The sequence below is a fragment of the Burkholderia sp. 9779_493 genome (assembly GCF_015712215.1).
Lineage (GTDB): Bacteria > Pseudomonadota > Gammaproteobacteria > Burkholderiales > Burkholderiaceae > Burkholderia > Burkholderia cenocepacia.
The window spans coordinates 1-10,639 of the sequence record NZ_JACCQA010000075.1; the positions used below are offsets into that span (position 1 = coordinate 1).

Sequence of the window (10,639 nt, forward strand, 5' to 3'; positions counted from 1 at the left end):
TGGGGTAGTGCAGCTCATGACTGGAAGACCGCCATGAACCAATTCGCTATCCTTTACGCAGATCGATTCATCCGGCCTTCCGTGTAATTACTCAACCCGCCTTGAACACGGAAATCCTGACACCCCCGCGGCAGGAACGCCTCATCGGCAAAGCCGAGATACTTCAACCACCCTTCCCTTACGCCAGCGCGGATTTGTTCCTGCAATGCATCACTTAGCCACCCCTTGCTGCCAGCGAGCACCAACGGGTAGGACGAGCGCAGCGCCAGCGGAATATCGCGGTAAGCATCAAGCAGCCGGTCGATTCGCTTGCGCGGTTCGAGCGTGGAAACGCAAAGCGAATAGCCACCATGCACGAGGCCATGTTCAAGCAATTGCGCACCCACTTCTGACGCATCGCGCACGCGAAATTTATCATGGACTCCAAGGCCAATCGCCGTCACGCGTTCAGATGGCCATCCGAAATAGTCGATCACTTCGGCACGCGTAGCATCCGAGTCCGTGATCAAGTGTGTCGCGCGACGCAATGTCGACGCAAAGCTACGCTCGAAGTGCCGGATACGTTCAACGGGATGAGTCTCGGGATACTTGAACACCGAAAGATCGTGTACCGTCACGATGCCACCGTCAACCTGATCGGGCAGGAAGTAATTGGGGGAATGAAATACGTGACCCCGCATTTCGCGCCGCAACCGCCACTGCCGCCAGCTCCTCGGCGTTCGCGGAAGACGGAATCCTCCTTTGCGCCCGGAGGTCTTACCGGCCACGGAATCCAGCAGATGGGTCGGATCTTTAACCCAGCGGTCGGCGCAGAAGAAGCGCAACGCATCAAACTCCCCGTGCATCGCCTGGTAGCGGCTCGCGAGCTCCCACGCATATCGACCGATTCCGGTAAGTGGAGGTGCGATAGCGTCTACAGCGAGCGCCAATCTCATGCGGCAGTCTCCAGCATCCAGCGAAGCGTATCGCGTAACGGAATCGCCTCCAACGGGCCGATCGCCTGCTCCAGTTTGATTTTTGAGCCGATCAGCCTTTTCACCTCGTTTGCACGTACGAAGGAAGGATTAACCCGGATCTCCGGACTATACCCGGCCAGTTCGCGCATGATCTCAAGAATGTCCTGCAAAGCGCTCCCCACCCCGCTGCAGACATTAAACGTCTGGCCAGCGAAATCACCATCGAGGAGCCTCATATATGCATTGACGACCACCCGGACATCGGAGAAATCCCGCACCACATGAAGATTCCCGAGCTCGATCACCGGTGCGCGATCGCGGAAATGCGAAACGATTTTCGGCAATAGAAAATTGATGCTTTGACCAATGCCCGTATAGTTGAATGGTCGCACGATGGTAATGGGCAACCGCCCCTCCCACAGGCGGGCGACATATTCCATCGCAAGCTTGCTAACCGCATAATCGTTGGCCGGTTGCGCACCGACCGACTCGTCAATCACTTCGACGTCAGCGTTGCCATAAACATTCGCACTGCTAGCGACCAGCAGCGATCGCGGCGAGCAACCGGACGCAGCTACCGCATCAAGCAGCGTACGCGTACCTAGCACGTTGGTCTGGTAGATCGCATTGACATCACCATGCGCAACGAATGCGATCGCGGCGAGGTGAACGATGGCGTCGGGCCGTTCCTCGGCAAGAATGTCGGTCAGCTTCGATTTGTCGAGCAAGTCGCACACATGCGTACGCACGCTGGCTGACGGCAAGGAGCGATGGGCGACACCGCAAACATCATGCCCTGCGCGAAGCAGCGCGCCAGCAAGATGGCGCGCCGTGAAGCCGGAGATACCAGTGATCAGAATCCTGGCCATGCGTCAGAATGAAAAGCCAATTTCGTTGCGGCGAATATCCGCCTCGACCATCATTTCGCAAAGCTGCTCGAGCGTGGTGCGGGGTTCCCAACCAAGCTCCGTGCGCGCCTTTGCGGGATCGCCAATCAGCAAATCAACTTCTGCAGGCCGGTAGAACTTCGGGTTGATCTTCACGATCGCCTTGCCAGTCGCAACGTCAACACCCACCTCGTTCTCGTCCTTGCCTTCCCACATGATGTCAAAACCGGCCGCCTTCCCGGCCATGCTGACGAAATCACGAACGGTCTCCGTCCGGTTGGTGGCCAGCACGTATGTGTCCGGCTTGTCCGCCTGAAGCATGCGCCACATTCCTTCGACATACTCCTTCGCATATCCCCAGTCGCGTTTCGCATCCAGATTCCCGAGTTCGAGGGTATCAAGCTTGCCGAGGCGAATCTTCGCAATGCTGTCGGTGATCTTTCTCGTTACAAACTCACGGCCGCGCAGCGGTGACTCGTGATTGAAGAGAATCCCGCTGCTGGCGAATATGTTGTAGCTCTCGCGGTAGTTCACCGTCATCCAGTGTGCATACAGCTTCGCCACCCCATACGGGCTGCGCGGATAGAAAGGCGTATCTTCGGTTTGCGGAACGGCTTGCACCTTGCCGAACATTTCCGAGGTGCTGGCTTGATAGAAGCGGATCCCGGGGTTGACGATCCGGATTGCTTCAAGAAGGTGGAGCGCACCGATCCCGGTTATCTCAGCGGTAGTTGCGGGTTGATCAAACGATACACCAACAAAACTTTGCGCCGCGAGGTTATAAACTTCGGTGGCCTCCGTCCGCTGCAACAATCTTATGCTCGAACCGAGGTCCGTGAGGTCATACTCGACCACATGAAAATCCGGATGTTGAGCGATCCCGAGCTCTTCGACACGCCAAAAATTAACCGAGCTGGTGCGGCGATAAGTTCCAAATACCGTGTAGCCTTGTTCCAGGAGAAGCTTCGCCAGATAGGCCCCATCCTGCCCAGTTACCCCGGTAATGATCGCCTTCTTCATGATTATTCAGACCTCTATAATTCAATTGGTTTATACCGACGTTTGCCTGCGACTTATAAATTCTCTACATCAGATGACATGCAGAATTTATGTACAACCCTTGCGACCCATTCCGCCGATCATGCAAGACGCATTTTGCATGCTTACAATTCAAGGACTTCGACACAATGGCCATCACAATTTCAGTCGAGCAATTCGCGCAAATGCGTCGCTCAGCATTCGGCCATCAGATTCTGTCGACCACGTCATTGGGGCTTACCACGACGCTGTTCGGCGTGCTTGTGCATCGCTCGCAAATATAAATCGACAAGTTGCCCCGAGATCACAGGCGGCGAGAAGCGTCGCTCATAGGCACGCCGACCTTCGCGGCCGAGAGTAAGTCTCTGCTTGGGGTTCTGAAGCAATTTCACAATGGAACTTGCGAGCTCGTCCGAATTGCCGGGCTCGACAAGCAATCCGCCGTTGCTTTCGCCGAGGATTTCAGGCACACCACCGACTTTGCAACCTACACACGGGACACCGAACATCATCGCCTCGACGTAAATCAAGCCGAACGACTCGAATCGTGAGGGTGCGACAAACAGCGATGCACTCTCGAAAAGGGCATCCACCTCCGAGTCCGAGATCTTTCCGAGAAAGTGGACCTGCTTCGTCAATTCCGGATACCGTCGTGTGAAAATCTGGCGGAACGTTTCTTTCGAACCAGGCGCTGCTATTTGGTCATCACCTGCCAGATTGAAGTGCACATGCGGCAAACGCTTAAGCACCTTCGGAATTGCGTCCAGAAGAACATCAATGCCCTTACGAAGCTCCAAACGCCCCAGGAAGAACACTTCAAGCTTCGGCTGCTCGCGCGCAGGCAATCCGCTTGAGCGATCTTCAAGTGAAAGATTGCAAATTTCGACACTCGACGGATTCATTACAATCTCGTTCCGTGTCTCAATTTCGTCAACGATCGCACGGCTGATAGCGCGAATGGAATCACATTGGGCCAGGATGAAATTCTCCGCCTCCAACGCCGGCAGAACGAAGTTCTCCATGCGCTCCTTGTCATCGCGCCACTCTGGATGCGATTCCAACGCAATACCAAGTGAAGTCTGAAGACTCACCACCACCGGGAACTCCCCGGAAGTGGTAAATGCAATTGCCTCGTTATCCCAAACCGGGGCTTCCACGACATCGACCTTGTGTCGCGAGTTGATGTTCCGAACCTCGTCGAGCATCGCCCGCGAATAGCACCATTGGCTCGCGTGTACTTTAAACGGAAGATCTGCCGGTTGGTCGTCATACCAACCTGCCGTGAGACGATGGACCCACACCCCATCCTCCCAGTCGATCCGGGCATCGCTTTGCACAAGCGTCAGAACATGGACGATATGACCAAGAGCCGCAAGCGCTCTGGCCTGAACGCCAATGAAGCGAGCAATGCCGGAATCCACCGCGTCGTACTGACGGCACAGCAGCACGACACACAGCTGCGTCTCTCCGGCCGAACGTGTCGCGCTGGCTGGCAAAAAGTCCGACGCATGGCTTTCCAGCAAATCCGCGGTTAGATATTTCGCAGGCGCCTGATACCGCTCAAGCGCGTCATTGCGGGCCTTCACGTAAACAGCCGGAAGGCTCGCAAGCTTCTCCGCAGGAAGTTCGCCGTGCTCGACAAACCACTTTGCGTCTCGAAGATGAGCCTGATAAACGTTCTCACCATGCGTCAAAGCGGCGTCTATACCGACCTGGGGGCTCGCATAGCGTAACGCGAAATACAATGTGTTTTTCAGGATCGGATAGTGATGCACCGTTGCCTTGCGCGCATTTCGCATATGACTCGGCAAGAACTTGTGATGCACCAGCGCATGATCAATCTGTACGACCTTGTACCCTGCATCGATTACCCGAACGCATACATCAGTCTCGTCGAGGAAGTACTCATACTCCTCGTCAAAACCGCCAACTTCGAGCAAGACATCACGCCGGAACGAACTATTCGTTCCGATCAATGCGCTAAATTTGAACGCATGAGGAAAACTGTAAAGATCCGATGGATCATGCTTCTCCTTAGGCCACGCGCTGCCGTATCGGTCACAAATAATATTGGTAGCCTGATAGTCGATACCGGTCTGGTCGAAAACATGACCGCCTACTGCCCCGACATCGTTGCTCGTGTAAGCCGCAAGCAATCGCTCCGCCCAGAAGGGCTCCGGAAAGGCGTCGTCATCGATAAAGGCCACTACATCACCGGAAGACGCAGCAATGCCGATGTTTCTGGACACCGACAAATTGAATTCGGAGCAACGCAAAGTCTTGATTCGACCCGCATATTTCGAAAGAATCTGCTCCGTATTGTCCGTAGATGGCCCATTCACCACGACGATTTCCATCTGCGGACAAGCCTGCTGAAAAAGCGAGCTGATCGTCTTATCCAGGCTTGTTGCACGGTTACACGTATTAATAACGACAGAAAGTGTCTTCGGATTTGCCCGCATGTTTTACTCGGCTTCCAGTTCCATTTCAAAGCACAGGCCATTTTTGCGACCACGCGCCAGCCATCGCACGGTTTCGAAACCTGCTTCGCGCAACAACATGCTTAACTGATCAGGCATCAGCATGTTGTAGTGAAAATCGCCACCGTAATCCTGCCCACCGAAAAGAACCGTGCGAAAGTGTTCGTATGGATAGGTTCCACGGTAATATTCGGCAAACATGTGCTCGGCATCGGGCACGATCACGTGTAGCGTTCCGCCAGACTTCAAGATCGAACGCCAATAAGGCAGAACCTCTCTTCGCAACTGCTCTTGCGGAAAGTGCTCGATCAGATGTGCCGCGCGTAGAACCGATACCTCGCCATTTCCGAACGGAAGACTAGTAGCCTCGGCGACAATATCTACGCCAGGCAATTCGCGGGAATCGACATTGACATGATCAGCCAAAGGAATGTGTCCGCAGCCGACGTTCAGTTTCAGCCCCGTAACGCGTGCTTCTTCAACTTTCGCTGTATTGATGATTCGCGCCGACACAACGTCAGGCTTATTTGCAAATGCGGCAGCGGCACCGTACTTCAATTCGAACAGAGTTTCCCGTCGAACAAACTCGATTCGGTTATACGCGCGCTGAATCGAAGCACGGATTTCGTCGACACTTTCGTTCAATGCAGCCGCGCCAGCAGCAAGCTGCTCCACGCTGGAAGCATGGTCTCCTGCGCGTGCGGCAAACTCTGCCCGCACGACATTCAATGCATGTTGAACGGCGGCGGACTCACTATCTTGCCTGTCGATCAATTCACAAGCGCTATCAATCCTTGACGCCAACTGACCTCGTTCAAGACTTTCACGGTCGAACTCTTGGGCCAGCCGCGCACATTCGGTGCGAAGCGTTCCAAGTGCATCGTCGACGATGTCGAGGCGCGCCCCCTGCTGTGCGATCCGATGGACCGATTGGTCCAGGCGCTGCACTTCACTTGCCGCACGCAACGTCGAGTGGTCTACCAGTTGCTCAAGCACGCTGACACGCGAATCCACCGCCTGAGCCAGAACGGCGCATTCTTCGACTTTTGCAAGTGCACGCTCCCGTTCTTCGTCCTTCTGCGTCGCGTCAACAAACAGTTTCGCGAATTTTGCGTCGTGCGCCTCGAGCGTCGTGATTGCATGCTCAAGTCTGCCAGAAATACTCGACTTCCAGCCCGGCGTCCCGATTTGTCCGATTTCTCGCTTAAGGGCAATCAGCCGCGTCAACTGGTCACGCATCGTCGCAGGGATCGACGAAGCGAAGTTCTTGAAAGCTTCCAGTTCATGTGCAATCCGCTGAATTTCTGCCGCCAGAACAGAGACAGTCGAGCCGAGTTCGGACGCATCACGTTGCGAAGCCCGCTCCCGTTCGTTGAGCGCATTGACCTCCAACTCCGCCATCCGCCGCTCAATGGCGCGCATTGTCGCAGGAATCGACGAAGCGAAATTCCGGAGCGAATCCAGTTCCTCGGCGAGTCGCTGAACGTCAGCCGCCAGCGTAGCCCGGATCGCATGGATTTCGGACGATTCGCTTTGCGACGAATGCACTTGCCCATTTGCGACCTTACTCTCCAATACCGCCAGTCGACGCTCGACATCGCGCATGTACTGGTGACTTGAATTCACGGTATTGAAGATAGGGTCGAGATCGCGCTGCTGCTCGAGCTGCGTTTCTAGGGCCCCGATTCTGAGGTGGCCTTCGGAAGCCAGTTCGCGTCCTGCTCGAATATCGCGCAACACTGCAGGCGCGTCGCCTACGAGCCAGAAGGCAGCGATGATCGTTCCCAAGACTGGAATTTCCATGACGCGCTCGCCAATGGCAGCGAACTTCATGCCATGCACTCGAGTCCCGAGCTTTCGCGCCTCTGCGCTTCGTGCAATGCTCCGTACGACCGCGAACTTGCTCCTCCCGCTGCCAAGCATCCTGCGATAGTGCTGCCGCCCCTCCGGATCGGGCTCTCTCAGCAAAATCCTTTGGTAGCATTGTTCGATGAGTTGTTCACCGTTATATGGCAAAAGCTCGGATAGGATTACGGTCTGCATATTCTTGACTCGGAACGCGGATTGTTACGAAAACAGAAGCCGACGTCGACTGAATTTAACTCGCACCAACATTTCTCAAATCAAACCAAATCGAGGAAAACGGATGCGATTAATTCAAGCTGCTGTTTAATAAAAACCTGAACTGACAAAAGGCTCAACATGCCTTGGATTGCACGCGTGAACGTTGCCGTGCCCGCGCACAAACTCTACAGGTTGAGCCAGATACCGTTGGCCCGATTCGTCGATATCGCTTCCCCGGTGTGGAACGGTATCGACGCATGCCCTATCCACGTTTGCCAACGACAATAAATTTGAAATAACTTCAAGCGAGCGGCCACACTAACTTAGCTCCATCACCTGGAGCATCACTTGAATGTTTGCACGCCCGTTACTACCGGATACGCCACCGAGAACACCAGATTCAATACCTTCTGGATCTCGGTGACCGGCGCGTTCGACACATACAATAGATCCTTGTTGTCGATCATGAAGCTCTGGGCAACAAAGAACGAATTCGGGTCCTTGAGATTCACACGATACACGACCGGTACCTTACCATCAGCCGTGGTACGAACAGGGACATTTGGCCATTGCAGCGCGGATGCATTTTCAAGCCGAAAAATGAACACCCCGCGCGGGTCGGAGCGCGAATCCTGCAGCCCGCCAGCTCGTGCTAACGCCTGCGCAAGCGTAATACCCTGCGCCTCAAAATTGAATTCTTGGTTCTTGCCTGTCGCACCAAGGGATGTGAAGCTGTACGGCTGAAACAATGCCGTTACCACATCTCCTGCATGCAGCGGAACATTCTGGCGCGGATCACGAATGACGGTTTCCAGCGGCAACGACACCACTTTATCGCCGCGCGTAACCTGAATCGTAATTTTGTCTATCGCCTGACGCACCCCACCAGCGCTCGCCAGGGCATCGAGCACCCGCTCTCCGCGAGCCGTAAGTTGCATGCGATTGCTGTTTGCCACATCCCCGACTACGGTCACATATGACGTGACGTTTCGCGACAGCTTGACCAACACCTGTGGATCGTGCGCCATATACTTCAGGCGCTCCATGATTTCACGCTGCAGTTGAGTCGGCGTGCGCCCGGCAGCGCGCACGAGACCGATGAATGGCACGCTGACGTTCCCATCGCCATCGATCATCTGATCAGGCAGAACTGTCGCGTGCGCACCGCTGCCGACACCGGTCTTCGCATCAGACTGTGCGGCGCCAAACAGCGTTGCAGGTGGCGCCTCCCAGATCGACACTTCGATCGTGTCACCAACACCCAATTGCCGCTGGAATGCCGTGCCATTGCCGAGCGCAGCAGAGAAGTCGGAATGGGTTCGTTCAGCCAGAAGCTTGCGTGCGACATCGTCCGTGACATCGACGACCTGAATACCCGTAGTATTTGGTGCCTGACCAGCATCATCAATCTGCGACCGGCTCGGTCCGGATGTCGGAATTGCCCCCGCACAACCAGCCAGCAAGGCTGCTCCCCCGATAATCGAAACCCAAAGAGCATTCATCCGAACACGCGACATTGCTTGGTAGTCTTGGTAAATTATGGTCGGCGCAAATTGTCGCACGTTACAGAATCAAATAGAATGTTGCGAGCAAAAAAACCACGTCAGCGGGACTGTGCGTCCCTGCCGCACATCCATTACCACAAAAATCTTGTATTCGCGTGTCACATATCTTGTTGGACGTCACCCGCCTGCTGTCCCGCCTCTCCGATGGCTTGCGGCCAACTGGCGTGGACCGCGTGGGGCTGGCCTATGTGGAACGGTATGGCGCCCAGGCAAACGCGGTACTGAGCGAGCGTGGATTTTCCGTCGTTTTGACTGACAGAGATTCTCAGCAAGTATTTGAAATGCTGCTGTCGTCCGTCCGTAACCGTCGTGCGATTCAAAAGCTGGTGGTGCGATCCGTCATGAACCAGCTACGTTTTAAAAATTTCGCACGCAGCATTTTGTTGCATACGAGCCACAATGGAATGGAGTTTCAGCGCTATTACCACGCCATGGCGCGCCGGAACGCCCGCTCCGTATTCATGGTGCATGATCTGATTCCGCTTACGCACGCGGAATACTGCCGGCCCGGCGTCGACGATGCTCACCGGCTACGCATTCATACTGCGCTGCAGCACGCCAATGGTTTGATTGCCAACTCGCAGGCCACGCTTGACTCGCTTGCCAGCGAGGCCGACCTCGCAGGGTTCCCCCTGCCGCCCACCGTGGTTGCGCCCTTGGCGTCCGGCGTCGCCGCCCGCCCTTACGGACCGAGCCCTCTGAATCATCCGTACTTCGTCATGCTCGGCACCATTGAGCCGCGCAAGAACCACTGGTTCATGTTGCATGTGTGGCGCAGGCTCGTCGAACGGCACGGTGCGGCCGCACCGAAGCTCATCGTCATCGGACGGCGCGGGTGGGAATGCGAGAACGTTGTCGATATGCTCGATCGTTGCTCGAGCCTCCGCGGCGTGGTCATAGAAGAGGCCGATTGCTCCGATGATCAGCTTCATATTTGGCTGCAGCACGCGCGCGCGCTTCTTTTCCCGTCGTTTGTCGAAGGCTACGGAATGCCTCTCGTCGAAGCACTCGCGCTAAGGGTGCCCGTGCTCGCCAGCGATCTCGGTGTATTTCGCGAAATTGCCGGCGGCATTCCCGACTATCTCGACCCATTGGACGGCCTCAACTGGCTCGCTCACATCGAAGCATACAGCCAGCCAGCGTGCACGGAACGCGACGCTCAACTCGCGCGTATCGAGGACTTTCGCGAACCCACGTGGTCCGAACACTTTGCCCGCGTCGACAATTTCCTGGAAACACTGCAATAGATGAGCGATCCGGCACGCCATTACCCGAATCTGCGTGATCCGGTATTCGATCTTCGCAGTGTCACGCGCGGATCGCGTTTCATCAGTTGGCTGATGCGGCGGTCGAATTGCATCTGGACGGACACTCGTCCGGGACGACTCATGCTGCGCATTGCTCGCGCCGCCGGGTTCGCCGTCCACGCAGCCTCACCGGGGCCGCTATTGGCACGCAATGGTCGACGCATGCCGCTGCTTTCCTGGTTCGTCGTGCATCACACCGAAACCGGACCACAAACGCTCTCCGAAGCGATCAGCCGCGCATTTGCTACCACCGACGACGCGGGCAAATCACCCGACGTCACAAAATTGATGGAGCGCGTGCTCGACAGCTACGCACTGGATCCGGAACACCGTGTGCCCCGC

General features: G+C 55.8%; 7 protein-coding genes and 2 pseudogenes. 2 read left to right on the forward strand and 7 right to left on the reverse strand.

The window, feature by feature from the left end; genetic code table 11:
* Window positions 1-53: 53 nt before the first annotated feature.
* From H0X95_RS35210 to H0X95_RS35235, 7 genes and pseudogenes are all read right to left on the reverse strand, one after another.
* Window positions 54-935, reverse strand: coding sequence for a glycosyltransferase family 4 protein (locus H0X95_RS35210; RefSeq protein ID WP_196446418.1), 882 nt, complete (start codon window positions 933-935; stop codon window positions 54-56).
* The gene (locus tag H0X95_RS35215) at window positions 932-1,825 is read right to left on the reverse strand and encodes an NAD-dependent epimerase/dehydratase family protein (protein ID WP_196446419.1); all 894 of its coding nucleotides are present in this window, start codon (window positions 1,823-1,825) and stop codon (window positions 932-934) included. The genes H0X95_RS35210 and H0X95_RS35215 overlap by 4 nt, the downstream gene beginning before the upstream one ends.
* Before the next feature lie 3 nt (window positions 1,826-1,828).
* On the reverse strand, window positions 1,829-2,863 hold the full coding sequence (gene gmd / locus H0X95_RS35220; RefSeq protein WP_196446420.1) for a GDP-mannose 4,6-dehydratase: 1,035 nt from the start codon (window positions 2,861-2,863) through the stop codon (window positions 1,829-1,831).
* A gap of 245 nt (window positions 2,864-3,108) precedes the next feature.
* Window positions 3,109-5,343 carry a glycosyltransferase gene (locus tag H0X95_RS35225; protein ID WP_196446421.1) on the reverse strand — a complete coding sequence of 745 codons (2,235 nt, stop codon included), beginning with the start codon at window positions 5,341-5,343 and terminating at the stop codon, window positions 3,109-3,111.
* Between the two features lie 3 nt (window positions 5,344-5,346).
* The gene (locus tag H0X95_RS35230; protein ID WP_230878346.1) at window positions 5,347-7,194 is read right to left on the reverse strand and encodes a hypothetical protein; all 1,848 of its coding nucleotides are present in this window, start codon (window positions 7,192-7,194) and stop codon (window positions 5,347-5,349) included.
* Window positions 7,195-7,227: 33 nt separating this feature from the next.
* Window positions 7,228-7,404 (reverse strand): annotated as a pseudogene (locus H0X95_RS36425) (DUF4214 domain-containing protein); the annotation flags it as partial.
* 365 nt (window positions 7,405-7,769) lie between these two features.
* Complete coding sequence (locus H0X95_RS35235) at window positions 7,770-8,942, reverse strand: polysaccharide biosynthesis/export family protein (protein WP_124449520.1); 1,173 nt, start codon at window positions 8,940-8,942, stop codon at window positions 7,770-7,772.
* Window positions 8,943-9,085: 143 nt separating this feature from the next.
* Between H0X95_RS35235 and H0X95_RS35240 the strand changes: the two genes are divergently transcribed.
* Together H0X95_RS35240 and H0X95_RS35245 are read left to right on the forward strand one after the other, a co-directional pair.
* Window positions 9,086-10,237, forward strand: coding sequence for a glycosyltransferase family 4 protein (locus H0X95_RS35240; RefSeq protein WP_196446423.1), 1,152 nt, complete (start codon window positions 9,086-9,088; stop codon window positions 10,235-10,237).
* Window positions 10,238-10,639: pseudogene (locus H0X95_RS35245) on the forward strand (capsular biosynthesis protein); the annotation flags it as partial.